Raw genomic sequence first — 26,443 nt, forward strand, 5'->3', positions numbered from 1 at the left:
CAGCGGATGCAGCGTGTGTCATCAGGAGCAGTCCATGTTGAAAACCAGCAAGTCCTTCAAGGTCGCGAGCGTGGCGGTGCTGTTCGCGGGCGCCTTTGCGTTGCAGCGCGTCGCGCATTCGAGCGAGGAAGCGGTGAAGATCCCGCCGCCCGCGCACGACGAGACCGCCGGCGCGGTGCATAGCGAGACGGCCGTGTTCGCCGGCGGTTGTTTCTGGGGCGTGCAGGGTGTGTTCCAGCACGTCCGCGGCGTCAAGGAAGTGATGTCCGGTTATGCCGGCGGCGCGGCGAACACCGCGCAATACGAGCGTGTTAGCGAAGGCGATACGGGTCATGCGGAATCCGTGCGCATCACCTACGACCCGGCGCAGGTCAGCTACGGCAAGCTGCTGCAGATCTTCTTTTCGGTCGCGCACAATCCGACCGAACTCGACTATCAAGGCCCCGACCACGGCACGCAATACCGATCGGCGGTGTTTCCCACGAATGCGGCGCAGCGCGAGATCGCCACCGCGTATATCGCGCAGCTCGACCGCGCGCATGCTTATGGCGGCAAGATCGTCACGCAAGTCGAGGACTACAAGGGCTTCTATCCCGCCGAAGGCTATCACCAGAACTATTTGACGGAGCACCCGGAAAGCCCGTATATCGCGATCAACGATCTGCCCAAGGTGGGCAACCTCAAGCAGATGTTCCCGGGTGTCTGGCGTCAGGACGCGATGCTGGTGACGGTCGCGTCCAAGTAGGCGGCGAGGATGGCGAGCGCCTCGGGCAGATTGCGACGACCGAAGCCAAGGCGCACGTGTGCATCGCCATGATCGATCAGCGTGGACGGCAGCAGCAACACGCCGGCCCGTTCGAGTAGTCCGGAGCAAAAGCGCGCGGCATGGCCCTGCTTCAAGCGCACGAAGCCGACCGTCCCCGCGCGCGGCCGATGCCATTCGACACGTCGCGCATGACGCAGGAAGAAGTCGTCGAGCAGCCGGAGATTGGCGCGCACGATCTCCAGATTGCGCGCCAGCAGCGCGTCGCTGTGCCGCACGGCAAGCGTCGCCAGATATTCGCTCGGCGCGCTGTTGCTGATGGTGAGATAGTCCTTGAACGTGCTCATGCGTTCGAGCACCTCGGCGCTATGTGTGGCGACCCAGCCGAGACGAAGGCCTGCCAGTCCGTGCGTCTTCGAAAGCGCGCCGAGCGATACGGCGCGTTCATACACGTCGCAGGCGGCGGGCAGGCGATCGGCGGGGTCGTGCTCCAGCCCGCGATACACCTCGTCGCTGAACAGCCATAGCCCATGTCGCCGGGCGAAATCGACGATCCGCTCGAACGCTTCGCGCGACGGCAGATAGCCCGTTGGATTGTGCGGCACGCAGATCACGAGCGCGCGCGTGGCGGGCGTCACGAGCGTTTCCAGTGCGTCGATGTCGGGCGCCCAGCCATGCGTCTCGCGCGCCATCCACGCCGACACCCGCACGCCTGATGCCTCCGCCACCGAATAATGCGACTGGTAGCCGGGCATCTGGACGATCACGTGGTCGCCGGGCGCGAGCATCGACTTCATGAATGAATAGATGGCTTCCTGCGCGCCGGTATGCACGATGATCTGGTCCGCACTCACGCTCTCATACCGCTTCGCCAGTTCATGGCGCAATGCGGGCGCGCCGGGATACTCGGTATAGCCGAGCCAGGTGTCGCGGAGTCCGTCGAGTGCGTTGGGCTCGAAGTCCAGCAGTTCGCCGACCGACATCGATTCCGGATCTGAACTGCACAGCAGATGGCGCGCGGTGAACTCGTGTTGTGCGAAGTAGCGTTCCAGCTTGAATGGGGTCGGTTGCATGATGCGTGGCTTGATCGGGCTCGAAGAAAGCCGTAGTCTGCGCGTTCGATGCGCCTTCACAAAGCTCATTTTTCTAATCCCGATCAAGGAACGCTAATGCTCGACTATGCCCTTCTGAACGCGCTACTGGCCGTGGTCCGCACAGGTTCGTTCGAACGCGCCGCGCGCGAGCTGAGCATCACGCCTTCGGCGGTATCGCAGCGGGTGAAACTGCTGGAAGAGCGCGTCGGCAGTCTGCTCGTGCGGCGCGGACAGCCTTGCGAGGCCACCGCGTCCGGTGCATTGCTATGCCGTCACACTGAACGCGTCCAGTTGCTCGAAGCAGAACTGGGCGGACGTATGCCGGCCCTGCCCGGTGTATCGGGCGAGCGGCGTGCGCGGCTGCGCATCGCCGTGAACGACGACAGCATGAGCACGTGGTTCCTCGCGGCGGCTGCGGAGTTTTGCGTCGAGCGGGAGGTGCTGCTGGATCTCGTCGTCGACGATCAGGATCACACGGCGCAACGCATCCGTGACGGCGACGTGCAAGGCGCGGTCACGACGCTGGCCGAGCCCGTGCCCGGCTGGCGTTCGACCAAGCTCGGACGCATGCGGTACAGCGCGGTCTGCGCGCCCGCCTATTTCGCGCGGCATTTTGCGCGTGGTCTGACACGCGAGGCCTTGCGTCAGGCCCCGTGCGTGAACTTCAATGACAAGGACGAGCTACAGCGGCGCTTCATCCGGCGCGTGACGCGCGCGGACATTCATCCGCCTGCTCACGTCGTGCCGCATGGCGCCGGCTTCGTGAATGCGTGTACCGCGGGCATGGCCTGGGGCATGTGCCCGCGGCGTCTCATTGCGCGCGAACTGGAAAGCGGCGAATTAGTGGAGATGTCGCCTGGCGTGCGCTTCGATGTCGATCTGCATTGGCAAAGCTGGCGCCTGGCGGTCGGCTGGCTGGACGACTTCAGCGCGGTGCTGAAGCGCCATGCCAGGCTGTTGCTCGACTGAGATGCGCTTGCGTGAGTTTCAGCGCTCGAGCGTATCGAACGAATCCACGCGGTCCTTGTAGAACGCGAGATGTTCCTTGATCGCCGCGACCGCCTCATAGGGCGTCTCGTAGGTCCACACCGCATTGGCCGATTGCTGTCCACCCGCCGTGATGCTGTAATAGCTGCACTCGCCTTTGTAAGGGCAATAGGTCGTGTGCGCGGTGCGTTCGAGTTGCGTCATGTCCACGTCCTTGCGCGGCACGTAGAGCACTTCGGGATAGGTACTCTCGCGCAGCGAAAGCGCCTCGGTGGTGTCCGCAATCACGCGGCCGCCGGCCTTGATCACCACGCGCGAAGGACTGCGTTCAATGGTGATCGGATGATCGGGTCCAGGAATCTTTACGGCTTTATCCATGAGTCTCGGCCTCTCGACGCGCGCCCAATGCGCGCAAACGAGTCGATGGTAGCGCCCTTGCGTGATGCTTGCTCAAACGACGAAAACGCAGCCGCTTCTCGTCGACTGCGCTCGCCCTGCTAACCACACTCGGGGAAATACGACCCGGTCAGTGCCCGAAATAAACCGGCTTGGTGCCGTCGTTGTCCATCGGGCGCATCGAGCGCATGCCCGACACCGAGGTACCCGCCCGCGCACCGCCATATGCGTTCATATTGGCGTTATAGGCATTGCCGTTCTGGCGCTGAACACGGCCCTCCGCGGCCTGGATATCTTGCGGGTACGTGGTCTGATCCGACTGCGACGGATCGTAGCCCGCCGCTTCTACTTGCCGCAGGTCCTGCTTTACCTGGGCGCGCGTCACGGTCGAATCGGATTGGGCGAACGAGAGGGCCGGCGCCACCACAACGGCGGCAACGGCCACGGCCTTGATCAAGGATTTCATGGTGATCCTCCGGTATGTAGACATCGCGCAGAGATTTTTCTGTGCGTGCTTCATACTCAGCATCGGCCGTGCCAGACCGCCAGGGAAATCCCTAGGACGCTTTGCTTTCAATCAGCCTGACGAGCGTATGCAGCACGCGATTGGCCGGCGTCGCCACACCCAGCGCCTCGCCGCGCCGCACGATCAGACCATTCAGGTGATCGATCTCGCTGAGCTTGCTGCGCGCGAGATCCTGCGCCGTGGACGAGAACTGGTTCGGCATGGTTTCGGCGATACGGCTCACCGCGGCATCCACGTCCCCGGTGAGGGTCACGCCTTCGGCCTTCGCAACCGCCAGACATTCATCCACCACGTCGCGCATCGTGCGCGTGACGCCCTCGCCCTGCACCAGCTTTCCGTAGGGCAATTGCGTGATTGCCGAGAGCGCGTTGTAAGCGCAGTTCAGCACGAGCTTGGCCCAGAGTGCGCCGCGCACGTTGTCAGAGATCTCGGTGGGCACACCCGCTTCGATGAATGCGCGTGCCACTTCCTCGCTTCGAGTCGACGGCTCGATCACGAGTTCGCCACGGCCGTGATGCCGGATATGTCCGGGGCCGGCCATTTCGGACGCGACGTACACCACGGCGGCCGCCGCCTCCTGCGGCAGCATCTCGCGCAGACGCACCGCATTCTCGACCCCGTTCTGCAGCGAGAGCAACAACGCGTCGCGTTCGAGATGCGGAGCGAGGGCGCGAGCGGCGCTTTCCGTATCGGTGGACTTCACGCAGAAGAGCACGAGTTGCGCGCCCTTCGCCGCGCTGGCCTGCGTGCTGGCCGCGACGTGCACGCGCTCGTCGAACTGCTGCGTGTCGAGCCGCAGTCCTTCGCGTTCGATCGCTTCCACATGCCGCGGCCGTGCGATCAGCACGACCTCGTGACCCGCGCGCGCCAGCATGCCGCCGTAATAGCAACCCACCGCGCCCGCGCCCATCACCGCGACTTTCATCTCGCCTTCTCCTCGTTGCATGGCGTTGTATTGGCTCGCCACGGTAACACAGCGAAGCGGCTAATCCGCACGCAAGGCTAGCGAAAATGCGCAAACGCTTGCGCCTGTCGAAGCAAATCGCGTCGTGTCTGGTATTGCCGCAATTTTGTGTGCGGACGCACCATAGTCAGTCGAATTCGCGGTGAACCATATTGTTAAATCAGGCCATACGGATATACGCTTCTTTCAGTGGATTGACGATGCCGTCCGCACCGGAGCCGAGCGCCAGAATCTGGACGCATTCGGAAGCGCATCGTCGACAGTGATCCCGGGGATCAATACACGGCAGGCCGCAGGGCAGGCACGTCGCGGGCGCATGAAAGCGCACGAAGGACGCGGGGTGCACGCTGCCGGAATTCGAAAAGGCGCGGAACAACCGTTCGGGGATGAGCGGCCGGAAGCCTTGAAGCGTGGGCGATTTCACGAGAACAAAAAACATGAATCATGGTTATGAAGCATCGCTCGTCAAGCGCGTGGTGAATCAACTCGTCGCAAGCATCGTGAACGGTGAATACCAGGACCATGTCCTGCCGCCGCAAGTGCTGCTTTCGAAGAAGCACGGCGTGAGCCGCACCATCATGCGCGAAGCGCTGAGCGTCCTGATCTCGCGACGCATGCTCGATGTGCGGCCCAAGACCGGCACGCGCATCAAGCCAGTCAGCGAGTGGCTCGTGATGGATGCCGAGGTCGCCGAATGGCGTCTGCGCGTCCAGCCCGATCCGGACTTCGTGCGCCGCCTCATGGAGTTCCGCACCTTGGTGGATCCGCCCGCGGCAGCGCTGGCCTCGACCCGTGCGAACCGCCATCAGCGCATTGCCATCAACGCGGCGTTCCAGAAGCTGCTGCACACGAGCCCGACCGAAGCGCTGCAATCCACGGCGGAGGATGCGTTGCAGGCCGCCATCGTCGATGCCAGCGGCGACGAGTTGCTGCGGCAGATGGGTTGCGTCGTGCGCATCGGCATCAAGACGATGAAGGCGGCGCTGCGCACGCAGCCGCATGCGCTGCCGCGCGTGCCGGAGAGCCAGCTCGGCGAATATGGCCGGCTCGTGCGCGCGATCGAGCTCAATGACAGCGATGCCGCACGCGAGGCGATGACCCAGGTGCTCGCGCGTAGTGCTTCGCTGTGGACCGAAGAGTTGGTCTGACATCCTGCCCTGACCTGCTTTCTTCCGCACTGCCGCAAAGCCGCTCCTGCAAGTCGGGAGCGCATCTTGCGCGCCCCCGTGTGTCACGGGCGGCGCTTTCGCCTCGCACGCGCCGTTCGCGTGACTACAATGAGTGAAGCCCCAGGTGAAGCCCCGCGTGCGAGCATGCATGCGCGTCCGTCCTGCGGCGCGCTCGTGCGTTGACCTATGTTCAGGACACGGAGGCAGGAATGGCAGAACTCGTCAAGGAACAGGTCGTCGGCGTCCTGAACCGGATTCTCGAATCCGAACTCGCAGGCGTCGTGCGCTATACCCATTACTCGTTTCTGGTGTTCGGCTTCGGCCGTATTCCCATTGTGTCGTGGTTGCGCGCGCAAGCCGACGAGTCGCTGATGCATGCCCATCAGGCCGGCGAATGGATCACCACGCTCGGCGCGTATCCGTCGCTGACCATTGGACCGCTGCTCGATACCCACACGTTCGATATCACCACGATCCTCCGTGAATCGCTCCAGTCCGAGCAGGTTGCGCTGGGTCACTATCGCGAGTTGCTTCGGCTCGTGGAAGACCGGTCGGTCGCGCTGGAAGAATATGCGCGGCAGATGATCCAGGTGGAAGAGTTGCATGCGGGCGAAGTCGACAAGATGCTGCGCCGGCCCGGCGAAGTCGATACCGCGCCCGAGCGCCGCACCGGTCACAGCTGAACGCCACGCTGCACAAGCAAAAAGCGCCGGCGCCGCTTGCTGCGGCCCGGCGCTTCATCGACACGAAGCGAACGACCCTTACTTCGGCTGCGCCACCGTGCGCAGATAAGGCTTCAGCGTCTTGAAGCCATCCGGGTACTTCTTCTTGGCGTCGTCGTCCGATACCGACGTGGGAATGATCACGTCATCGCCCGGCTTCCAGTTCACCGGCGTGGCCACCGTATGCTTCGCGTTGAGTTGCAACGCATCGAGCAAACGCAGCACTTCGTCGAAGTTGCGGCCCGCGCTCATCGGATAGGTGAAGGTGGCCTTCACCTTCTTGTCCGGACCGATCAGGAACACGGCGCGAATCGTTGCATTGTCGTTGGCGGTGCGCGGGCTGCCGCCGCTCGCGTTCGGATGGATCATGTCGTAGAGCTTCGCGACATTCAGGTCCGCGTCGCCGATCATCGGATAATTGACCGCGCTGCCCTGCGTTTCCTCGATATCCTTCGCCCATTGCGCGTGATTCGTGACGGGGTCGATGGACAGACCGATGACCTTGGTATTGCGCTTGTCGAATTCGGGCTTGAGCTTGGCCATATAGCCAAGCTCGGTGGTGCAGACCGGTGTGAAGTCCTTCGGATGCGAGAACAGGATCGCCCAGTGGTCGCCAATCCACTCGTGAAAGCGAATCGTGCCTTCGGTCGTTTCCGCCGTGAAATCGGGCGCTTCATCACCAATGCGAATAGCCATATCTAATCTCCACATATAGAAAGAACCGGTGAACATTCCGCATGTCGCAGGAATGGTTTCCGGGTTGAAACACTGAAAATGCAACAGTCACGCCGATTATAGAGCGCGACGCCGGGCACGCGCTTCCGGCTTCCAAAGCCCTTGCACGCCGTGTGGCCTTGTGTCACCGCGGTTCGTCGCGAACGCTCGTTTCGCCGCGGCACGTTTCCTGCTGCCCTCGTGCTGCTTTTGAGATATCCCGATGAAGCATCGCTCGAATTTGGCGGTGATATCTGCTATTACGGAACGACGTGCTGGCAAGAGGAAGTGGCAGGACCGCGCAAGATCCCGCATTCGAACAGGCGGACAGCCTTCGCCGTGCCAGGTGGCGCGGCCGCCCTGCCGCCGCACAGGAGGCGATCGTGACCGTCATGCAAAGAAAATCCATCGCTACGCTGCAGGACGAAGCCGACGCGACCGACGACGCCCTGCAGGAACACGGCGGCCACGCGCTGAAACGTTCGCTCAGTTCGCTGGATGTCGTGATGCTGGGCATAGGCTGCATCATCGGCGCGGGGATTTTCGTGCTGACGGGCCATGCCGCCGCTACCAATGCCGGCCCGGCGATCATTCTATCCTTCGTGCTCGGAGCGATCGTCTGTGCACTGGCGGGACTGTGTTACGCCGAGATGGCATCCACGGTGCCGGTATCCGGCAGCGCCTATACCTATGCCTACGCAACGATGGGCGAACTCATTGCCTGGCTCATCGGCTGGGATCTGATACTCGAATATGCCGTGGGCGCCACGACCGTTGCGATCGGGTGGTCGGGCTATGTCGTGAGCTTCCTGCATTCGCTTGGCATCGACATACCCGCGCAATTCGCGCAGGCGCCCTTCTCGTATGAACCCGGGCACGGCTGGAGCCATGCGGGCGGCGTGCTCAATATACCCGCGATGGTGATCGTCGGACTGATCACGATCCTGCTCGTGTTCGGCATACGCGAGTCGGCGCGCGTGAACAGCTTCATCGTGCTCATCAAGGTGCTGATCGTGCTGGCCTTCATCGGCGCGGGCATCGCATACGTGGACACGGGACACTGGGTCACCGCGAAGAACCCGACCGGCGCGTTCATTCCGCCCAACACCGGCGAATCCGGCGTGTTCGGCATGAGCGGCGTGTTGCGCGGGGCGGCGGTGGTGTTCTTTGCCTATATCGGCTTCGATTCGGTGTCGTGCGTCGCGCAGGAGACCAAGAACCCGAAACGCGACATGCCCATCGGGCTGCTCGGCTCGCTCACCATCTGCACGATTCTCTACGTGCTCGTCGCCTATGTGCTCACGGGCATCGTGCCCTACGACAAGCTCAATGTGTCGGACCCGATCGCGGTGGGCGTCGATGCCATCGGCATGCGCTGGCTCTCGCCCATCGTCAAGCTCGGCGCGATCTTCGGCCTGACCTCGGTGATCCTCGTGCTGCTGCTGTCTCAGCCGCGCATCTTTTACTCGATGGCGAGAGACGGCTTGCTGCCGCCGTTCGCATCGAAGATCCACCCACGCTTCCAGACGCCCTACATCACAACAATCATCACCGGCCTCATCGTGATGGTACTCGCGGGGTTGCTGCCCATCGGGCTGGTCGGTGAACTCGTGAGCATCGGCACGCTGTTTGCCTTCATGGTGGTCTGTATCGGCGTGCTGGTGTTGCGCATCACCCAGCCCGAGCTCAAGCGCTCGTTCAGGACGCCGGCGGTGTATGTGGTCGCGCCATTGGGCGCGTTGTCTTCGTTGTTCCTGATGTCGGGACTGCCGGCCGATACATGGATACGGCTTGTGGTGTGGATGGCGATCGGCGTCGTCATCTATTTCTTCTACGGCATCCGTCACAGCAGATTGCGCGATCAACGCGACGGCCAGCCGGCGCGTCACTGAAACGCTGCACGTGAAAGAGCCGCCCTTGCAGGCGGCTCGATCTTTCCGCGCATCGAAAGCGTCAATACATGGCGTAAATGAAGTTCGGCACCTGTTGAGTCTCCTCATCGGTGGCGCGCAGTTCCGCGGCCATACTGCGCCATTCGGGTTCGAGCGCCGCCAGCGAGTCGAGCCCCTGGCGCCTCCAGATGTCCACGAGCGAAGCGATCATGTCGTCCTCGCTCACGATGGGCTCAGGCTCGAAGACATCTTGCAGATAAGACGCACAGTCAGCGTCGAAAGCCGTGGGAATGAATCCTTCGACTTCGGGCTTCAACACCGCAAGCCGTGCGGCGAAGAACGGGTTCAGGTCGGCATCAGTCAAGTTCATACTCCTTCTTCCAGGATTCATCCATCTCGACCGCCGCTTGCTCGTCGCGATGGAGGATGTAATTGCCCAGCACGAGCGCGTCGATCTCAGTGCGCATGAAGCAGCGGTAAGCGTCCTCGGGCGTGCACACGATGGGCTCGCCGCGCACGTTGAACGACGTATTCACGAGCACCGGGCAGCCGGTGAGTTCGTCGAATGCGCGCAGCACGGCGAACATGCGCGGATTGACATCCTGCGTCACCGTCTGGATGCGCGCGCTGTAATCGACGTGCGTGATCGCGGGCACGTCGCTGCGCACCGCATTGACGATCTCCAGCATGTCCTCCGGATCCGCAGCGTCCTTTGGCGTGACGCGGTGCGTTTCCTTCACCGGCGCGACGAGCAGCATGTAGGGACTGTCGGCGTCGATGTCGAAATAGTCGGCTGCGCGCGCCTTCAGCACGATGGGTGCGAACGGCCGGAACGACTCACGGAACTTGATCTTCAGGTTCATGCGCGACTGGGTATCGGCGGCGCGCGGATCGCCGAGGATGGAGCGCGCGCCCAGCGAACGCGGGCCGAACTCCATGCGCCCCGAGAACATGCCGACGATCTTCGCCTGCGCCAGCAGCGAGGCCACCTGCTGCGCGCCCTCTTCGCCCTCTGGCAGTGCATGGAACACCGCGCCCTGACGCTGCATGAAGGAGAGGATTTCATCATCGCGATACGCCGGGCCGATGAAACTGCCGCTTTGTGAATCGCCATGCGCTACGGGTTCGGGGCGCGTTCCGCCGAGCACGTTGAAGTCCGCGAGATAGGCGGCCCCAATGGCACCGCCCGCGTCTCCGGCAGCGGGCTGGATCCAGAGCTCGTCGACAATGCCTTCGCGCAGGATCTTGCCGTTGGCGACGCAATTGAGCGCCACGCCGCCCGCGAGGCATAACTTGCTCGCGCCGGTGAGTTGCCTGAGCCCGTAGCACAGCTTCACCATGACCTCCTCGGTCACGGCCTGGATGGATGCCGCAAGATCCATCTCGCGTCGCGTGATGCGCGATTCGGGCGTGCGCGGCGGTCCGCCGAACAGTTCATGGAAGCGCGCGTTGGTCAGCGCGAGTCCGCGATGGAAGTCGAAGTAATCGAGATCGAGACGGAACGAGCCGTCCGCCTTGATATCGATGAGATGTTGCCGGATCTTGTCGGCATAGACCGGCTTGCCATAGGGCGCGAGGCCCATCAGCTTGTATTCGCCGCTGTTGACCTTGAAGCCGCAATAGAACGTGAAGGCGCTATATAGCAGCCCCAGCGAATGCGGATAGCGGATTTCCTTCAGGATATCGAGCTTCGAGCCGCTGCCGAACGCGAGACTGGTTGTCGACCATTCGCCGACTCCGTCCACGCACAGCACCGCCGCTTCCTGGAATGGCGATGGAAAGAACGCCGAGGCTGCATGCGAATAATGATGTCGCGAGAAATAGATCGGCACGTCGTCGCACGCGAGCATCGCGCGGATCTGTTCCTTGAAGTAAGGCTTGACGCCGAAGAACGACTTGACCGCCTTCGTGAAGAACGCCTGCGACTCGGGCGCAAAGGCAATCGACGAGCGAATGATGCGGTCCGCGGTCAACGCAGGATCGTCATAGAACGCAATCGCCGACAGATCCGTGCCGTCGATCTCCGCCTCTTCCAGACAGTAGTTGATCGCGCCCGCCGGAAAGCCCGGATCGTGGCGCTTGCGCGTGAAGCGCTCTTCCTGCGCGGCCGCGATGATCTCGCCGTCCTTGAGAATCGCCGCCGCCGAGTCGTGATAAAACGCCGAAATGCCGAGTACGTAGCGTGCCATTGTCGTTATCCGATGGGGTTATCCAATGATGTTTCGAAGCTGATTGGCCAGGGCTTCCCCGACCGCCCGATGCGCGGGCGGTGTCATGTGCACGTCGCCGCGAAAGCGGAAACCACGGCGCGTCTCGTCGTCGAACTTCCACAAGTCGTCCACGACGTGATGCACCGGCGCGCCGCACTCGGCCGCCAGTTCGTCGAAGCGCTTGCGCACGCTCGCATAACTCGCGGTCTTCTCGACGTACTGATACACCGGCAGCACGGCGATCAGCACCGGAACGTTCACTTCGGCGCGCCAGTGCAGCAGGATCGCGCGCAGCAGCTTCCACGCGTGGCTGTCGGGCGAGTCGTATTCTGGCAAGGGCTGGAAGCGCGTGAGTTTCTGCACCTTGTCCTTGAACTCCGGTCCCATGCCGTTCACCATCTGGCGCGCCTTGGAGAACAGGCCGCCTCCCGGCGCGGGCGTCTGATCGGCTTCACCCTGGAACGGCAGCGGTACCGGCACGCCCTGCAGGTCGATCGCGCCACACTCCGACAGCTCGAACCACGGCTTCGGAACAAAGAGCGGCGCGCCCTCGCGGTCCGACCATTCGCGATGCTTCAGGACGTTGCGCTGGATGTTCTCGACCAGCACGCTGATGACCACGGCATCGAACTCGATCTTCCTCGCGAACTCGCGATACACCAGGTATTGCTGGTCCGTGCCGCTGCCGGACAGGCCGAAGTTGAGCACTTCCGTGTCGGGCAGGTTGTCTTCCAGTACGTCGGAATAGCGCTTGCCGTTGCTGACGCCGTCGCCTGCCGTGAAGGAATCGCCGAAGACCAGCACACGGCGCGCGCGGTTCTTCTGCGGCGTGGCTTCGTGATTGCATCGAAAGCCGGCGCCGTTCGTCTTGACGAGATAGCCGACGCCCTCATGCGGGATCCGCAGCTTCAAACCCGGCACGAAGCGATAGCCGAGCATCTCGTCGTATTGCATGAGCTGGCGGTGCAAGGGGGGCGCGTCTGCGCGTGCATTCATCGATCTCTCCGGTTCGCCCGTGGGGCGTCATTGCTCATCCCGCGACGGCCAGCTCGCCGGCGCGCGCACCGTTCACAACTTCCGCCACGCCATCGACATACACATGACGCGGACTCGATGTCGCAAGCAGATGCGCGAAGCCCGCACTGCCCTCGCCGCCTTGCCATGCGTGCGGCCGGTCGTAGAGGCACAGGTCGGCGCGCATGCCCACGGCAAGCGAGCCGAGATCGCGCAAGCCGAGCGCACGCGCCGCGCCGTGCGTGAGCGAATCGATCCACGTATCGCACGCGGCGGCCGGACAGGCGCTCATTTCCGCCGCGCCCTGTGCGAGCCGGTGCAGCGCGGCGGCATCGAACGAACAGGCGAGCGCGCGAGCGTTGAGCCAATGCGCCCAGAGCCGGTGCTCGACCAGCGAGGAGCGCACGAGCGGCGCGCCGCACACGAGATTCACATCCGTTTCCGCGATGAACGCCGCGTCCTGACGCGACACGTCGGCGGGACCGAACAGCGTGGTCTCGCGGCTCAGGATCGACAGGTAGGACAGCAGCCCGACCTCGGTGAAGTAGCGCGTCTGGCGATACTCGCGCTCGTCGTCATGCGAAGGGCACAGCTTCACGCAAAGACGTTTGCGCAGACGTTCGGCCGCCGACGCCACAGCAAGCAGCGACGCAGCCGACCAGATGCGCGCGGGCACCACGGCGGGCAGGAGCATGCAGCGCGGATCGGGCGTGTCGAACGAGGCGTGCAGGTCGGCTTCGGGCGGCTCGTCGAGTTCGACGTAGATCAACCGGCGCAGGCCTCCGCAACCATCGAATGCGCGAGGATCGGGAAAGCCGCGCTGGAACGAGCCGGCCGTCGTGACGCCGTGCGTGAGAAGCAGGTTCGAGTGTTCGCGCCATGCGCCGGGCCCGATACCGGCGTCGGCATCGATGAGGCCAGGGACGCAGACGAAGTCGCCGGCGTCGAGGCGGTCGGTGCGCACGGATTCGCGCGGTGCGAGAATCCGTGCGATGCGATCGCCGTCTATTTCGAGGTCGCCGCGCACGAAGCGATGCGTGAGGGAATCGAAATACCACGCATCGGACAGCACCCACTGATTCGCATGACACGCAAGCTGATCCAGCGCATTCATCTCGGCCCCCGTGTGCGTCATGCCGAGCCCCGGATGCGACTGTCCAGGCATGAATCGGCACTCACGACGACTGTCCTCGCGCGGCGCGACTGCGCCTGACCGCAATGGTTTCGGTTCAGAATAAAAGTGCTATCCGGCGCGCGCCGCAGGTCTTGCGCGGCGCTTTCCTCGCGTACTGCGGACGGTTTTGCGTTTGCGAACCCGCGCAGCTTTCCGGAGTGAAAACATTTTCTTCAGCGCGTTGACGGGCCGATGTGCGGAAAGCCACAAAGCCGCAAGCGGCTCAAAGCGTGCCGTTTGATCCGGTGCGATGCATCATGATCGTGCAGAGCGCCTGTTGATGGGGCGTCCGGGCACTTCCAAGGTGCCTTTTCAGCGCCGTTTTTGTGCATTGCGCCACCCGGCCGTGGCCGATAGGCGCTATGCAATGGCCGCTGCGCGAAGCGCGTGAACGACAGCTTTCAGTCCACCGCGCGCCGGGATTCATGTTCGCGCGCCTCTTCGGGACTCTCGTAGATATACGGCGCAAGCCCGCGACGCTTCAGCGCATCGCCCAGCTTGAGGCGCAGGAAACTGCTGGTGGTGTAGCGCGTCACGCGCTCGTACAGCGTGTTGACGAGGCGCGTCACCATCTCCGAATAGGCGTCGAGCATGTCGGGACGGATCGAGAAGTTGTCGTAGTTCACGATGGCATGCGGACGCGTCTTCGCCCCGCTCAGCTGCTTCTCGACTTCGCGCTGGATTGCCTCGACGTCGCTGGCATTCTGGACTTCGTGTCCTTCGAAATTGATGAAGAACAGATTTTTCTCCGCGTCGTAGCTGAAGCGCTCCGACAGATCCAGCCGCAGCAGAAGCGTGCGCAAACCCATGGGCGTATCGCGGAAAATGCGCTCGTCCATCAGGCGCGGCGGCGGCTCCATCAGCGGCGCGAAACCCATCCTGGCGACGATGTCCCGCTCGATATTCACACCCGGCGCCACTTCCGTCAGCCGCAGACCGTGTTCCGTCAGTTCGAACACGCAGCGTTCGGTGATATAGAGCACCGTCTGGCCGCGCTCGGCCGCGTACCGGCCACTGAAGGTACGGTGCTCGACCGCATCCACGAACTTGACGCAGTCGCCGTCGCGACGGATGCGCAACCGGCCGTCTTCTATCGCGAGATCCAGCTTGCCCGCATTGAACGTGCCGACGAACACCACTTTCTTTGCGGCCTGGCTGATGTTGATGAAGCCCCCCGCGCCCGCCAGTTTGGGGCCGAACTTGCTGACGTTCAAATTGCCTTCGCGGTCGGCCTGCGCGAGACCGAGGAACGCGATATCGAGACCGCCGCCGTCGTAGAAATCGAACTGATAGGGCTGGTCGATGATCGCCTGCGTGTTGGTCGCCGCGCCGAAGTTGAGGCCGCCCGCCGGAATGCCGCCGATGACGCCCGGTTCCGTGGTCATCGTGAAGAGGTCGATGACCTGCTCTTCGTTCGCGACGCTCGCAATGCCCTCCGGCATGCCGATGCCGAGATTGACGACGCTGTTGGCCATCAATTCGAAGGCGGCGCGGCGGGCGATGATCTTGCGTTCGGTGAGCGGCATCGGCGGCACCGAACTCGCGGCCACGCGCAGTTCGCTGGAAAAGGCCGCGCTGTAGGGTTCGCCGAAGGTTTGCCAGTGATGGTCGGGCCGCGCGAGCACGACGCAGTCCACCATCACGCCGGGGATCTTCACTTGACGCGAATTGAGCGTATTGGATTCCGCCAGCCGCTCGACCTGCGCGATCACGATGCCGCCCGAATTGCGCGCGGCCATCGCGATGGAGAGCGCTTCCAGCGTCAGCGCTTCCTTTTCCATCGTTACGTTGCCGTTGAGATCGGCGGTGGTGCCGCGCACGATGGCAACGTCGATCGGGAAGGTCTGGTAGTACAGGTACTCGGCGCCGTCGATGGGCATGAGCCGCACGATATCCTCGGTGGTGCGTGCGTTCAGCTTGCCGCCGCCGTGACGCGGATCGACGAAGGTGCCGAGGCCCACGCGCGAGAGCTGACCGGGACGATGCGCGGCGATGTCGCGGAACAACTGCGAAATCACGCCTTGCGGCAGGTTGTACGCTTCGATCCGGTTGTCGATCGCGAGCTTCTGCAAGCCCGGCACGAGCCCCCAATGACCGCCGATCACGCGTTTCACCAGGCCTTCGTGCGCCAGATGATTGAGGCCCTTGCTACGGCCATCGCCCTGACCTGCCGCGTAGACGAGCGTCAGGTCCGCAATGGGCTCGGCGCCTTCGCGAAAGCGTTCTTCCAGCGCCAGCGCCACTTCCTCGGCAAAGCCGATGCCGACGAAGCCGCTCGTCGCGAGGGTATCGCCGGAACGGATCAGCCGCACGGCCTCGTGCGCCGACACGATCTTGCCGCGTTCGACGAGCCGGGCGGTGGAGGGAAACGGCTGGCGAGTCGGCGTGGTGCTGGCGGTCATGGGGTCTCCTCGTTAACGTGTCTGGTGCGCATCGCGTGCAGGCCTCGTCGAGTCTGACCTGATCCGGACGTGTCTGCCTGTGTCGGGTGCCCGCGAATCAGCCGATTTCCGCCGTCATATCTCGACACGCGCGCCCAGTTCGATCACGCGATCGGCGGGCAGGCGCAGGTAAGCCGCGACATTGCCGACGTTGTGCAGCATGATCGCGAAGAGCCGCTCGCGCCATAACGCCATGCCGTGGCCCGGGGTCGGCACCACGGTGGCGCGGGACAGGAAGTAGGAGATCGTCGCGCGATCGAACTTGAGCCCCGACGAACGGCACTTTTCCAGCGCGGCGGGCAGATCCACTTCGTCCTTGAAGCCATAGTTCACGGTCAACTGGAAACAGCCCTCGCCGAGTTGCTGCAACGAGACGCGACGCCCTTCCTCGACCCACGGCACCGGCTCGGTCGCGACGGTCAGGAAGACCGTGTGTTCGTGCAGCACGCGGTTGTGCATCAGATTGTTGAGCAGCGAATGCGGCACGGCGTTCGCATCGTTTGACATGAAGATCGCTGTGCCCTCCACCCGCGCCGGCGCCTGCGCATGCAGATTCGACAGAAACTGCTGCAGCGGCATCGTGCCCGCGCGCACGCGCGCTTCCTGCACCATCAGTTGGGCGCCGCGTCCCCAGGTGGCCATGATGGTGAACATCACGAGGCCGATCACCACCGGAAACCAGCCGCCCTCCGCGATCTTGAGCAGGTTCGCAGAAAAGAACAGCGCGTCGATCACGAAGAAGAACGCGGTCGCGAAGAGGCACAGGGCCCAGTTCAGATGCCATGCATAGCGGATCACGAAGAAAGTCAGCACGGTGGTGATGAGCATCGTGCCCGTCACGGCGATGCCGTATGCGGAGCCGAGCGCCGTCGACGAGCCGAAGCCCAGCACGGCGGCCACTACCGCCAGCAGCAAGGTCCAGTTGATGCCCGGCACATAGATCTGGCCGATCTCCCGCGCCGATGTATACACGACGCTCATGCGCGGCAGGAAGCCGAGTTGCATGGCCTGCTTGGTCATCGAATACGTGCCGGAGATGACCGCCTGCGAGGCGATGACCGTCGCGATGGTCGACAGCACCACCATCGGATACAGCATCCACGATGGGAACATCCGGTAGAACGGATTCTGCAGCGCCGTTGGATCCGCGATCAGCAGCGCCCCCTGACCGAGATAATTGAGCGCGAGCGCGGGAAAGACCACCGCGAACCAGGTGAGGCGGATCGGCAGCGCGCCGAAGTGACCCATGTCGGCATAGAGCGCTTCGGCGCCGGTCAGCGAGAGCACCACGGCGCCGAGCGCGACGAACGCAAGCCAGCGATGATGCACGCAGAACGCGAGCCCTTCGAGCGGATCGAGCGCGGCGAGAATCTTCGGCATGGCCACGATGTTCACGACGCCCGACACGGCCAGAATCACGAACCACAGCACCATGACCGGCCCGAACACGGCGCCGATGCCCGACGTGCCGTGCTTCTGCATCAGGAACAGCGCGACCAGCGCGACGAGGGTCACGGGCACGACATAGGGCTGCAGGCCCGGCGCGGCGACTTCGAGCCCTTCCACCGCGCTGAGTACCGAGATCGCCGGGGTGATGACGCCGTCGCCATAGAACAGCGCGGCGCCCATCACGCCGATCAGCAATAGGGCCTGCTTGAGACGCTTCTTCGATTCGACCGAGGACGCCGCGAGCGCGAGCAGCGCCATGATGCCGCCTTCGCCGTGGTTATTGGCGCGCAGGATCAGCGTGACGTATTTGAGCGAGACGATCAGCGTGAGCGACCAGAAGATCAGCGAGACGATGCCGATGACGTTGGCCGGCTGCAGCGCGAGACCGCCCGCCGGATCGAACACGGTTTTGAGGGTGTACAGCGGGCTCGTGCCGATGTCGCCGTACACGACGCCGAGCGCCGCGAGCGAGAGTCCCGCCCACGCCGTGCGGCCGTGCGGACCGGGCGCGTCGGGCTCGCCGGCCGGTATGCCGGGTGCAGTCGATCCCATGAGTCCTCCCTGCGTTTTGCGGGCCGCCGCGCGTGCCGGGGCCCATTTGTCAGAGGATGAGCGTCTGCCTGGTCGTCTCGATAGCAGTATAGGAACGGTTGCGAGCTTGTGTTCGGGTTCGTGTGCGTGCTCGGGTTCGTGCAGCGCAACTCAGGCGTAGCGGATCTGCGCGACGGCGCGCAGGTCGTCGGCGCTTGCCGTGCCGTAGCCGAAGAACTCGAGATAGGCGGGAATCATCTCGAACAGCATGTCGGTGCCTACTTGCACCTTGCAGCCTTTGTCCATCGCCGCGCGCAGCAACGGCGTGTACTCCGATTTCATCACCACTTCGCCGACGAAAGTAGAAGGCGCGATACGGTCGATATCGAACGGCAAGGGATCGCCCTCTTTCATGCCGAGCGGTGTCGCGTTGACGATCACGTCGAAACCGGTGGGATCCCTGGTGTCGGTGCGCACGGTCAGTTGCGGATAGTGCTCGCGCAGGCGCGACGCAAGTCCTTCCACCGATGCCGTGTTCATGTCAAAGATCGCCAGTTCGGCGACACCGGCGGCGGCCAGCGAGGCGGCAATCGGCGAACCGACGCCGCCGCTGCCCAGCACCAGCACGCGCGCCCCGTCAAGCTTGCACCCCTTGCGCTCGACGCCGCGCACGAAGCCCGCGCCGTCGAACTGATCGCCCAGCAGCGTGCCGTCCGGGCGCTTCAGGATGGCATTGCACGCGCCGGCAATGCGCGCGGTCGGACTGACTTCATCCATCAGGCCGAGGGTCGTGATCTTGTGCGGCATCGTGACGAGCGCGCCGCGGATGTTGGTGAGCTTGAACAACTGCGGGAGGAAGGCGACGAAATCGTCCGGTTTGACGCCCATCGGCATGACGACGGCATCGATGCCCTGTTTGTCGAACCACGGGTTGTAGATCATCGGCGCCTTGAAGGCTTCGGTCGGGTAGCCGAGATGGGCGATGAGAGTGGTCTTGCCGCTGATCATGGCTGCTCCTTGCGCAAGGTCAGGCAGCGCGGAAAGCGCGCGCCTCATCCATGATAGTGCGGTTCGCCGGGATCAGTGGCTCGCGCCCAGGTAGGCGGCCTTGACCGAGGGATCGTTGCGCAACTGCTCCGCCGGGCCATGCGTGGCGACGCGGCCGTTTTCCAGCACGTAGCCGTAGTCGGCCACGTTGAGCGCGGCCGCCGCGAACTGCTCGACCAGCAGCATCGTGACGCCGTCCGCCTTCAGGCGCTCGATGATGCGGAACACTTCGTCGACGAGAATGGGCGCGAGGCCCATCGACGGTTCGTCGAGCAGCACGAGATCCGGGTTCAGCATGATTGCGCGCGCCATGGCGAGCATCTGCTGTTCGCCGCCGGAGAGCGTGCCGGCGAGTTGATGACGACGCTCCTTCAGGCGCGGGAACAATTCGATCGCGCGTTCGAGATCGGCGTCCACATCGCCCTTCGGACGCGACCAGGTGAGGCGAGGGAAAGCGCCGAGCAGGAGGTTGTCGGTGACGGACATCGTCGCGAAGACGCGGCGGCCTTCGGGAGAATGCGCAAGCCCCAGGCGTGCGATGCGGTGCGAGTCCAGCGAGTCGATACGCCGGGTGTTGCTGCCGACGCCCATGGTGATCTCGCCGTCGGTGGCCTTGATCATGCCGGAGATGGCGCGCATGGTCGTGGTCTTGCCCGCGCCGTTCGAGCCGATCAGGGTGACGACTTTTGCCTTCGGCACGTGAAGCGAGATGCCGTGCAGGACCTTGACTTTGCCGTAGCCGGCGTGGAGGTTGTTGATGGTCAGCATCGTGGGCGGGCTCTGTTCGTCTTCGGCGCGGGTTGTGTGGCGGGTGCTTTTTCCGGGGTGCTTTTTTCCGGGGTGCTTTTTACGATTAGATACCTGGGGGGTGTGCTGGTCTATTAGCAACGGCCCTCGCTTGGATCAGGTGCTTTGGTCGTGGATGTGGCGCAGCGCGGCGGTGTCCCATCTGCCTGTGTCGATTGCGTGCTGGAGCATGCCGAGGGTCAGGGGTTCTGCAACGCGGTAATCGATAATGCCCCATCTTTTGAATTGCCACTTCGTCAGAAACGGGATTCTGATTCCACGGAACGGATAGTATCGGTTAAACGCGAAGTCGCCCGGATCGATAGAAAAGCGTTCGAAGTATTCCGCAAGTAGGTCTTCTATGTCCTCCGGCGCCATCTGGAGATCTTCTTCCAGGCGGTCACTCAGTTTGAACGGCGAGCGCCTTGGGTTGAAGCCGTAACTTTGAATCAGCGCCTCAAAATCAGGCGAGAGTGCTAAAGGTTGGGCCATTGCATTTTTAGTCAAGAGTTTTGGTTGCTGATGCGCCGTAGCTCGTCAGTGTTCCATCTGCCCATATCGATTGCGTGCTGAAGCATTGCGAAAGTCAATGGCTCCGCCTCTTTATAGTCGATGACGCCCCACCTTTTGAGCAGCCACTTTGTTAGAAAAGGAATTCTGATTCCGCGGTAGGGAAAGTATCGGTTGAAATCGTAATCGCCCAGATCGACGGTGAAGCGTTCGAAATACTCTTCAAGCAAATCCGCCGCCGACTCTGGAAGCATTTCGAGGTCTTCGTCCAGACGGTCACTGAGGACAAGAGGCTGATGACCTGCCTTGTAGCCGTGGTTCAATACGACTGCCTCCAGCTCAGCCGAGAGTGCCAAGGGTTTTGTCTTGATTCTGCCCTGCTGCAGCCGTTGCTGATGAAGCACTTGGTGACTCCAATATTTCTACCCTTACGAATCTCAACGCCACTTTGATCGAGCTGTGGAGAGCTGCAAGATTTCACGAGCCCTTGCCTTGTTCGCCCACGCGCCGCAGTTCGTCAGTGTCCCATCTGCCCATGTCGATTGCGTGCTGAACCATTCCGAGGGTTAGCGGTTCTCCAACCCGGTAATCGACAATGCCCCAACTCTTGAACTGCCACTTCGTCAGAAACGGAATTCTGATTCCCTGGAACGGAAAGTAGCGATTGAAAGCGAAATCGCCTGGATCGACAGCAAATCGTTCGAAATACTCCACGAAGAAATCCTCTAAGGCTTCGGGCGACATTTGAAGATCTTCTAACAGGCTGTGATCCGGCGTGAACGGTGTACATTTTGGATTGTATCCATGCTTGCGGATCAGCTTCTCAAGATCAGCCGAGAGTGCCACCGGTTGCGTCATTTATTCTGTCCTCTGAACGAACAAGCGCGTTATAGCGCAGTATCGTCTTCAGCTGAATTGAAACGATGTCATAAGCTGCGACAGGTATAGGAAACCACGGCAACCACCTTCCGACCACAGCGCCAAGGTGAGCCGTATAGCTGACGCGTATCAACGGAAATCCACTAATGTGGGAAGGCTCCTCTTGAGTCTGATGTCGAGCAAAGCCCGGCAAATCACAGAAGCGATCGATGTTCCAGGCGATGCCCCAGTCGGCTTCTGGCGCGTCTTCAACATGGGCCTGCCCAACACAATCGCAAACACAGCAGCAACCTCAACGACATCGAAGTGGTCGCAGATGATCTCCACCAGCACGCAGAGATAAAGCTCCTCCTTCGTGAGATCGTGCAGGTCACCATAGCTATAGAGATTGCGCGACAACTCCCCATCGCTAACAAGCGCTTCGTAGCTCACGTCGCACCGCCGTTATCGAAACTGCCGCAGATCGATCACGGCCGTCACCGCGCCCATCGCACCGCCGGTGATGCTTTGCGGGAAGTACTCCTGCTTCATCGTGGTGAAGGAGAGGCTGACCGTCTCAACTGCCATGCTGCCTCCACCAGCCGGAGACACGTGAGTGATGACTACCTCACCCAGCGTGATTCGAAAGTATTCGAACGGCACCCCACCCGCTTTCCGCAAGGTGAGTTTGACCTGCCTGATGCGTGTCCCGTTGAAACAGTAGACAGCGAGATTAGGCGAAGCGCGATCAATCTGGTGTATGAACGTCAGGTCTCCAACACTGGCTTTGGTTGCCCCGCCACCCGACCCTGACATGTTCGCGGCGTTCTGACGGATATCCCAGTTCCATGAACTGGCCTGAATGGCACGAGGGTGCATTGCGTCCGGAGACTCACCGTCGACACCGTCGATGTCTACAAAAATATCGCCAGACATGGATCTCCACGCTCGACCGAGGAAGCCGCTCCTCAGCGGCGGAATATCCTGACCGCTGAAGTCGGGATAAGTCGAGGTGAAGGCAGCTTATCGTCAGAGCAAAGACCTGATAAGCCCGAAATATCCGAAATCGCCTTCAAACCGCCTCAGCCGCCTGCCCACCCAGATAAGCCTCGATAACTTTCTCATTCGCCTGAATCTCCGCAGGCTTCCCCTCCGCGATCTTCTGCCCGAAATCCAGCACCGAAACGATATCGCACACGCTCATTACGACATCCATGTGATGCTCGATCAGCACCACCGTAATGCCGTGAGTTCGCACCTTGCGAATGATCGCCACTAGTTCGCGGATATCCGGTGCAGTCAACCCGGCAGCCGGTTCATCGAGCAGCAGCAATTGCGGATCGAGCGCCAGCGCCCGCGCGATTTCAAGGAGACGCTGCTTGCCATAGGGAAGATTGCGCGCCTCCTCGCCGGCCACATGTTCCAGTCCCACGAAGCGCAGCATGTTGAACGCACGCTCCCGCGCCGCAAGCTCTTCGCGCCGGTAACGCGGACTCATCACGCCGACATCCGCAAGGTTCGACCTGAACGTGTGATGCAGTCCGACGAGCACGTTCTCCAGCGCCGTCATCTCCCCGAACAACTGCACGTTCTGAAACGTCCGCGCAATGCCCGAAAGCGCGATGCTCGACGAGGTGCGTCCCGCAAGCGACTGCCCCTCATACTCGATGGCGCCCGCCGTCGGCACGTAGATACCAGTCAACACGTTCATCATCGTGCTCTTGCCCGAACCGTTCGGTCCGATCAGCCCGTGGATTGTGCCGCGCCTGACCGTCAGGTTCACGTCGTTCAGCGCCTTCAGTCCGCTGAACTGCATCAGCACGCTGCGCACGTCGAGGATCGCGTCCATACCCTCGGCCGCAACCGCCGACACCGCATCGTCCTCGCGCGTCTGGTGGGCGAGTTCCTCGGTATCCACCTTGGTCACGCGCACGGGGCCGAGATTCAGCGTCTTGCGCACGAAGCCGACAATGCCGTCCTGCAGGTAGTACACGACGAGCAGGATCATCAGACCGAAGATCGTCAGACGCCAGTCGGTGAGCGCCTCGATCCAGAACGAGAACACGGCAAGCCCCGCTGTGCCGATGACCGGCACCGCCACGCGCTGCACGCTGGTGGTCTTGCGGGCCAGCGCCAACCCGGCGCCCGCTACGACGATAACCGCCAGCGCCGTCGCGACCACGCGAAAGTTCGAGATATCGTCGAGCAGTTTCGGCAGCAGGACGATCACCGTCGAGCCGATGATCGCCCCCGTCCGCGTCTTGCGTCCGCCCATGATGATGGCGAGCAGGAACAGGATGGTCAGCTCGAAGTTATAGGTGTTCGGCGAGATGTACTGCTCCGAATACGAGTACAGGCAACCGGCGAGCCCCGCGAAGCCCGCGCTGATGACAAACGCATAAACCTTGTAGCGATACACCGACACACCCATGCAATCGGACGCGATCGGGCTGTCGCGCAAGGCTTCGAACGCGCGGCCCAGATGCGACTTCAGCACCCGGTGCACGACGATCAGCGACACCACCAGCAGCGCCGCGACGAGCCAGTAGTACTGCACTTCATCGAGCCGATGCCCGGCGAACGACGGCTTCGGGATCTTGAGTCCCATCGGGCCGTTGGTGAGGAAATCCATCTCGTTGATGAGAATCTGGATGATCGTGCCGAATGCGAGCGTCACCATCGCGAGATAGGGACCGGACACGCGCAGCGCGGGCAACGCGAGAATCGCGCCGAAGCCGGCCGTGACGAGGATCGAAAGCGGCGCGGTCACATAGAACGGCATGCCGAGCTTGATGAACAGCACGCCCGCCGTGTACGCGCCCACGCCGAACAGACCCGCGTGACCCAGCGAGACCTGGCCGGTATAACCCACCACGATATCGAGCCCGAACAGCAGGATCGCGTAGATCATGATGGTTTCGACGAGATGGATGTAATACGGATTGCCCGAGGCCAGCGGAAACACCACCAGCGCGGCCAGGCCGACGAGCGCTGCGATCCAGTTCTTTGCTTTCATCGTGGCCGCCTCAGACTTTCTTGATCGCCGTCTTGCCGAACAGGCCGGCGGGCTTCACAGCCAGCACGATCAGCAGCAGCACGAGGCCCGGCACGTCCTTGTAGCCGGTGGAGATATAGAAGCCGGTCGTCGTCTCCGCGATGCCGAGGATCATCCCGCCCACGATGATCCCCATGCCGCTCGACAACCCGCCGATGATCGCCACCGCAAACGCCTTGAGGCCCAGCACCGCGCCCATTGTCGCGCCGGTCAGCGTGAGCGGCGCGATCAGCACGCCGGCGAACGCGGCCGTCAACGAGGACAGCGCATACGAGAAGGTGATGACGAGTCCGGTGTTGATGCCCATCAGCGCGGCCGCGTCGCGGTCGTTGGCGGTCGCGACCACGGCCTTGCCGAAGATCGTCTTGCGATTGAAGAACTCGACCGCGAGCATCATCACGAGCGCGCCGCCGACCACCAGCAGTTCCATCGGCAGCACGTTGGCGCCGAAGACCTTGAGCGGCGCTTCCGGCAGCGGCGAAGGAAAGCGCAGGTCGTCGCGGCCCCACACGTTCTCCGCGACATTCTTGAAGATGATGCCGAGCGCGATGGTCGACATGATCCAGCCGAATTCCGACTTGATGCGGATGGCAGGCCGCACGCCGATGCGCTCGACGAACGATCCCTGCACGAGCCCGAACAAGCAGACCAGCGGAATCATCAGCCAGTAGTTGACGCCCGCCGAGACCAGCGTCAGGCCGACAAGCGCGCCGAGCATCAGCGCGTCGCCCTGGCCGAAGTTCAGCGTGCCCGATGTGGCGAACGTGAGTTGATAGCCGAATGCGATCACGGCGTAGATCATGCCGAGCGCGATACCGCTATAGACGAGTTGCAGGAGGATCATCGTCGGGCACCAGGATAGAGCATGAAAAAGCCGCACTCACCTTCCCGGCGAGCGCGGCTCACATCGACATGCGGGGACGGCCGGCCTTAGTTCGTCGCCGTCGTCTGCTTGGTGCGCAGCGTGCTGCCGCCCTTCTTGTCGGCGTCGTAGGCATAGACCACGCGGCCGCCCTTCACCTCGCCGACCACCGGCACGTTCGGGCTGATCGCTTCGTGATCGGACTTCGTGAACGGCTTGTCATAGACCATCACCACGCCTTCCACCTTCGTGTTCAGGTTCTCCAGCGCTTCCTTGACCTTCGGGCCGTCGGTGCTGTTGGCCTGCTTGATCGCCGCCGCGAGCAGGTACACCGAGTCATAGCCCTGCGCCGCCGACACCGGCGAATCGATGCGTTCGTTCTTCGGCTTGAACTCCTTCAGATACGCTTCGATGAACGCCTTGCGCTTCGGCGTGTTGGCTTCCTGAATGAAGGTCTGCGGCATGCGCGCACCTTCGCCGTTGCTGCCGGCATTGTCGATGTAGTTCGCCATCGAAAGCGTCCAGCTGCCGATCAGCGGCACTTTCCAGCCGAGCTTCGCCATGCCGTTCGCGATCTGCGCGAGTTCAGGCCCGATGCCATACGTCAGCACGGCCTCCGCGCCCGCCTCCTTGGCCTTCAGCAACTGGGCCGTCATGTCGACGTCCTTGATGTTGAACTTCTCGACGGCCACCGGTTTCACGCCCTTCGCGGCCAGCGCCTTCTCCAGGTCCTCGCGGCCGAGCTGGCCGTAGTTGGTCGAATCGGCGAGGATCGCGACCTTCTTGAAGCCGCGCTTCGTGACCGCTTCCTCGACGATCATCGGCGCCTGGATGCGGTCGGCCGCGGCGTTGCGGAACACGTAGTTGTCGGGCTGGTCGTCGAACTGTTTCGTCACCACCGTGCCGGTCGCGACGTTGTTGAACACCGGGATCTTCGCTTCCTGGAAGAAGCGCTGCGATGCGAGCGCCACGCCGGTGTTGATGTAGCCCACCACCGCGACCACCTTCTCCTTGTTGATGAGCTCCTGCGCGATCTGCACGCCGCGCTCGTTCTTCGCTTCGTCATCGCGCTCCACCAGCACGATCTGACGTCCGAGCACGCCGCCCGACTTGTTGATCTCGGCGGTCGCGAGACGCACGCCGTCGCGCATGCTCACACCCATGGACGACGAACCGCCGGTGAACGGCCCATCGACGCCGATCTTGATCGGGTCGGCCGCGTGCGCCAACGAAAATACGCCGAATGCGAGCGCGCCCGCGATGAGCTTCATCTGCATAC

The 26,443-nt window shown here is 62.7% G+C and carries 27 protein-coding genes; 5 read left to right on the plus strand and 22 right to left on the minus strand.

The features are described from left to right. Positions 1–34: 34 nt before the first annotated feature. Positions 35–745, plus strand: coding sequence for a peptide-methionine (S)-S-oxide reductase MsrA (msrA, locus tag QCE63_RS29380; protein ID WP_309838043.1), 711 nt, complete (start codon positions 35–37; stop codon positions 743–745). On the opposite strand, the gene QCE63_RS29385 is transcribed toward msrA, so the two are convergent. Then, positions 709–1,836, minus strand: a complete 1,128-nt coding sequence (locus tag QCE63_RS29385; protein WP_309838044.1) for an aminotransferase class I/II-fold pyridoxal phosphate-dependent enzyme — start codon at positions 1,834–1,836, stop codon at positions 709–711. The genes msrA and QCE63_RS29385 overlap by 37 nt on opposite strands. A 96-nt stretch (positions 1,837–1,932) precedes the next feature. On the opposite strand from QCE63_RS29385, the gene QCE63_RS29390 reads away from it, so the two are divergent. Further along, the gene (locus tag QCE63_RS29390; RefSeq protein WP_309838045.1) at positions 1,933–2,826 is read left to right on the plus strand and encodes a LysR family transcriptional regulator ArgP; all 894 of its coding nucleotides are present in this window, start codon (positions 1,933–1,935) and stop codon (positions 2,824–2,826) included. An 18-nt stretch (positions 2,827–2,844) separates the two neighbouring features. Here QCE63_RS29390 and QCE63_RS29395 read toward each other — a convergent pair whose 3' ends face one another. The 4 genes from QCE63_RS29395 to QCE63_RS29410 form a co-directional block, all read right to left on the minus strand. Then, positions 2,845–3,222, minus strand: a complete 378-nt coding sequence (locus tag QCE63_RS29395; protein WP_309838046.1) for a DUF427 domain-containing protein — start codon at positions 3,220–3,222, stop codon at positions 2,845–2,847. A gap of 148 nt (positions 3,223–3,370) precedes the next feature. Then, complete coding sequence (locus tag QCE63_RS29400; protein WP_309838047.1) at positions 3,371–3,706, minus strand: DUF4148 domain-containing protein; 336 nt, start codon at positions 3,704–3,706, stop codon at positions 3,371–3,373. A 91-nt stretch (positions 3,707–3,797) separates the two neighbouring features. Further along, positions 3,798–4,691 carry a ketopantoate reductase family protein gene (locus tag QCE63_RS29405; RefSeq protein ID WP_309838048.1) on the minus strand — a complete coding sequence of 298 codons (894 nt, stop codon included), beginning with the start codon at positions 4,689–4,691 and terminating at the stop codon, positions 3,798–3,800. Positions 4,692–4,890: 199 nt separating this feature from the next. Next, a complete protein-coding gene (locus QCE63_RS29410; RefSeq protein ID WP_309838049.1) occupies positions 4,891–5,169 on the minus strand; it encodes a hypothetical protein in 279 nt (92 codons plus the stop codon). On the opposite strand from QCE63_RS29410, the gene QCE63_RS29415 reads away from it, so the two are divergent. Together QCE63_RS29415 and QCE63_RS29420 are read left to right on the plus strand one after the other, a co-directional pair. Beyond that, positions 5,168–5,878, plus strand: a complete 711-nt coding sequence (locus QCE63_RS29415; protein WP_309838050.1) for an FCD domain-containing protein — start codon at positions 5,168–5,170, stop codon at positions 5,876–5,878. The genes QCE63_RS29410 and QCE63_RS29415 overlap by 2 nt on opposite strands. Before the next feature lie 230 nt (positions 5,879–6,108). Continuing rightward, positions 6,109–6,582, plus strand: coding sequence for a ferritin-like domain-containing protein (locus tag QCE63_RS29420; RefSeq protein ID WP_309838051.1), 474 nt, complete (start codon positions 6,109–6,111; stop codon positions 6,580–6,582). 78 nt (positions 6,583–6,660) lie between these two features. Here QCE63_RS29420 and QCE63_RS29425 read toward each other — a convergent pair whose 3' ends face one another. Beyond that, positions 6,661–7,317, minus strand: a complete 657-nt coding sequence (locus tag QCE63_RS29425; protein ID WP_309838052.1) for a peroxiredoxin — start codon at positions 7,315–7,317, stop codon at positions 6,661–6,663. A gap of 410 nt (positions 7,318–7,727) precedes the next feature. On the opposite strand from QCE63_RS29425, the gene QCE63_RS29430 reads away from it, so the two are divergent. Continuing rightward, complete coding sequence (locus QCE63_RS29430) at positions 7,728–9,227, plus strand: amino acid permease (protein ID WP_309839317.1); 1,500 nt, start codon at positions 7,728–7,730, stop codon at positions 9,225–9,227. Between the two features lie 61 nt (positions 9,228–9,288). On the opposite strand, the gene QCE63_RS29435 is transcribed toward QCE63_RS29430, so the two are convergent. From QCE63_RS29435 to QCE63_RS29510, 16 genes are all read right to left on the minus strand, one after another. Continuing rightward, complete coding sequence (locus QCE63_RS29435) at positions 9,289–9,597, minus strand: hypothetical protein (RefSeq protein WP_309838053.1); 309 nt, start codon at positions 9,595–9,597, stop codon at positions 9,289–9,291. Continuing rightward, complete coding sequence (locus QCE63_RS29440; protein WP_309838054.1) at positions 9,584–11,416, minus strand: carbamoyltransferase; 1,833 nt, start codon at positions 11,414–11,416, stop codon at positions 9,584–9,586. The genes QCE63_RS29435 and QCE63_RS29440 overlap by 14 nt, the downstream gene beginning before the upstream one ends. Positions 11,417–11,434: 18 nt before the next feature. Then, the gene (locus tag QCE63_RS29445; RefSeq protein ID WP_309838055.1) at positions 11,435–12,433 is read right to left on the minus strand and encodes an SGNH/GDSL hydrolase family protein; all 999 of its coding nucleotides are present in this window, start codon (positions 12,431–12,433) and stop codon (positions 11,435–11,437) included. Positions 12,434–12,467: 34 nt separating this feature from the next. After that, complete coding sequence (locus QCE63_RS29450; RefSeq protein ID WP_309838056.1) at positions 12,468–13,616, minus strand: hypothetical protein; 1,149 nt, start codon at positions 13,614–13,616, stop codon at positions 12,468–12,470. 410 nt (positions 13,617–14,026) lie between these two features. After that, complete coding sequence (locus QCE63_RS29455) at positions 14,027–16,027, minus strand: acyl CoA:acetate/3-ketoacid CoA transferase (RefSeq protein WP_309838057.1); 2,001 nt, start codon at positions 16,025–16,027, stop codon at positions 14,027–14,029. 114 nt (positions 16,028–16,141) lie between these two features. Continuing rightward, positions 16,142–18,067, minus strand: a complete 1,926-nt coding sequence (locus tag QCE63_RS29460; RefSeq protein ID WP_309838058.1) for a potassium transporter Kup — start codon at positions 18,065–18,067, stop codon at positions 16,142–16,144. 150 nt (positions 18,068–18,217) lie between these two features. After that, positions 18,218–19,054 carry a ThiF family adenylyltransferase gene (locus QCE63_RS29465; RefSeq protein WP_309838059.1) on the minus strand — a complete coding sequence of 279 codons (837 nt, stop codon included), beginning with the start codon at positions 19,052–19,054 and terminating at the stop codon, positions 18,218–18,220. 72 nt (positions 19,055–19,126) lie between these two features. Further along, positions 19,127–19,861, minus strand: coding sequence for an ABC transporter ATP-binding protein (locus QCE63_RS29470; protein ID WP_309838060.1), 735 nt, complete (start codon positions 19,859–19,861; stop codon positions 19,127–19,129). Positions 19,862–19,996: 135 nt separating this feature from the next. Then, positions 19,997–20,386 (minus strand): DUF1493 family protein, encoded by a 390-nt coding sequence (locus tag QCE63_RS29475; RefSeq protein ID WP_309838061.1) that lies wholly within the window; start codon positions 20,384–20,386, stop codon positions 19,997–19,999. Further along, a complete protein-coding gene (locus QCE63_RS29480; protein ID WP_309838062.1) occupies positions 20,383–20,793 on the minus strand; it encodes a DUF1493 family protein in 411 nt (136 codons plus the stop codon). Before QCE63_RS29480 ends, QCE63_RS29475 begins: the two co-directional genes overlap by 4 nt. A gap of 73 nt (positions 20,794–20,866) precedes the next feature. Then, positions 20,867–21,247 carry a DUF1493 family protein gene (locus tag QCE63_RS29485; RefSeq protein WP_309838063.1) on the minus strand — a complete coding sequence of 127 codons (381 nt, stop codon included), beginning with the start codon at positions 21,245–21,247 and terminating at the stop codon, positions 20,867–20,869. Positions 21,248–21,397: 150 nt separating this feature from the next. After that, complete coding sequence (locus tag QCE63_RS29490) at positions 21,398–21,700, minus strand: hypothetical protein (RefSeq protein ID WP_309838064.1); 303 nt, start codon at positions 21,698–21,700, stop codon at positions 21,398–21,400. Positions 21,701–21,712: 12 nt separating this feature from the next. Beyond that, the gene (locus tag QCE63_RS29495) at positions 21,713–22,183 is read right to left on the minus strand and encodes a type VI secretion system tube protein Hcp (protein ID WP_309838065.1); all 471 of its coding nucleotides are present in this window, start codon (positions 22,181–22,183) and stop codon (positions 21,713–21,715) included. Between the two features lie 136 nt (positions 22,184–22,319). After that, positions 22,320–24,263, minus strand: a complete 1,944-nt coding sequence (locus QCE63_RS29500) for a branched-chain amino acid ABC transporter ATP-binding protein/permease (protein WP_309838066.1) — start codon at positions 24,261–24,263, stop codon at positions 22,320–22,322. A 10-nt stretch (positions 24,264–24,273) separates the two neighbouring features. Beyond that, entirely contained in the window at positions 24,274–25,146 is an 873-nt protein-coding gene (locus tag QCE63_RS29505; protein ID WP_309820144.1) for a branched-chain amino acid ABC transporter permease, read from the minus strand. An 86-nt stretch (positions 25,147–25,232) separates the two neighbouring features. Next, positions 25,233–26,441, minus strand: a complete 1,209-nt coding sequence (locus tag QCE63_RS29510) for an ABC transporter substrate-binding protein (protein WP_404990230.1) — start codon at positions 26,439–26,441, stop codon at positions 25,233–25,235. Positions 26,442–26,443: the final 2 nt, after the last annotated feature.

This window comes from Caballeronia sp. LZ065 (genome assembly GCF_031450975.1).
Classification (GTDB): domain Bacteria; phylum Pseudomonadota; class Gammaproteobacteria; order Burkholderiales; family Burkholderiaceae; genus Caballeronia.

Coding starts and splice junctions, on each gene's coding strand:
- msrA (WP_309838043.1), top strand. CDS start 35: ATGTTGAAAACCAGCAAGTCCTTCAAGGTCGCGAGCGTGGCGGTGCTG.
- QCE63_RS29485 (WP_309838063.1), bottom strand. CDS start 21,247: ATGACGCAACCGGTGGCACTCTCGGCTGATCTTGAGAAGCTGATCCGC.
- QCE63_RS29495 (WP_309838065.1), bottom strand. CDS start 22,183: ATGTCTGGCGATATTTTTGTAGACATCGACGGTGTCGACGGTGAGTCT.
- QCE63_RS29410 (WP_309838049.1), bottom strand. CDS start 5,169: ATGTTTTTTGTTCTCGTGAAATCGCCCACGCTTCAAGGCTTCCGGCCG.
- QCE63_RS29415 (WP_309838050.1), top strand. CDS start 5,168: ATGAATCATGGTTATGAAGCATCGCTCGTCAAGCGCGTGGTGAATCAA.
- QCE63_RS29470 (WP_309838060.1), bottom strand. CDS start 19,861: ATGCTGACCATCAACAACCTCCACGCCGGCTACGGCAAAGTCAAGGTC.
- QCE63_RS29435 (WP_309838053.1), bottom strand. CDS start 9,597: ATGAACTTGACTGATGCCGACCTGAACCCGTTCTTCGCCGCACGGCTT.
- QCE63_RS29430 (WP_309839317.1), top strand. CDS start 7,728: ATGCAAAGAAAATCCATCGCTACGCTGCAGGACGAAGCCGACGCGACC.
- QCE63_RS29390 (WP_309838045.1), top strand. CDS start 1,933: ATGCTCGACTATGCCCTTCTGAACGCGCTACTGGCCGTGGTCCGCACA.
- QCE63_RS29425 (WP_309838052.1), bottom strand. CDS start 7,317: ATGGCTATTCGCATTGGTGATGAAGCGCCCGATTTCACGGCGGAAACG.
- QCE63_RS29405 (WP_309838048.1), bottom strand. CDS start 4,691: ATGAAAGTCGCGGTGATGGGCGCGGGCGCGGTGGGTTGCTATTACGGC.
- QCE63_RS29420 (WP_309838051.1), top strand. CDS start 6,109: ATGGCAGAACTCGTCAAGGAACAGGTCGTCGGCGTCCTGAACCGGATT.
- QCE63_RS29500 (WP_309838066.1), bottom strand. CDS start 24,263: ATGAAAGCAAAGAACTGGATCGCAGCGCTCGTCGGCCTGGCCGCGCTG.
- QCE63_RS29465 (WP_309838059.1), bottom strand. CDS start 19,054: ATGATCAGCGGCAAGACCACTCTCATCGCCCATCTCGGCTACCCGACC.
- QCE63_RS29505 (WP_309820144.1), bottom strand. CDS start 25,146: ATGATCCTCCTGCAACTCGTCTATAGCGGTATCGCGCTCGGCATGATC.
- QCE63_RS29395 (WP_309838046.1), bottom strand. CDS start 3,222: ATGGATAAAGCCGTAAAGATTCCTGGACCCGATCATCCGATCACCATT.
- QCE63_RS29450 (WP_309838056.1), bottom strand. CDS start 13,616: ATGCCTGGACAGTCGCATCCGGGGCTCGGCATGACGCACACGGGGGCC.
- QCE63_RS29400 (WP_309838047.1), bottom strand. CDS start 3,706: ATGAAATCCTTGATCAAGGCCGTGGCCGTTGCCGCCGTTGTGGTGGCG.
- QCE63_RS29455 (WP_309838057.1), bottom strand. CDS start 16,027: ATGACCGCCAGCACCACGCCGACTCGCCAGCCGTTTCCCTCCACCGCC.
- QCE63_RS29460 (WP_309838058.1), bottom strand. CDS start 18,067: ATGGGATCGACTGCACCCGGCATACCGGCCGGCGAGCCCGACGCGCCC.
- QCE63_RS29385 (WP_309838044.1), bottom strand. CDS start 1,836: ATGCAACCGACCCCATTCAAGCTGGAACGCTACTTCGCACAACACGAG.
- QCE63_RS29440 (WP_309838054.1), bottom strand. CDS start 11,416: ATGGCACGCTACGTACTCGGCATTTCGGCGTTTTATCACGACTCGGCG.
- QCE63_RS29445 (WP_309838055.1), bottom strand. CDS start 12,433: ATGAATGCACGCGCAGACGCGCCCCCCTTGCACCGCCAGCTCATGCAA.
- QCE63_RS29510 (WP_404990230.1), bottom strand. CDS start 26,441: ATGCAGATGAAGCTCATCGCGGGCGCGCTCGCATTCGGCGTATTTTCG.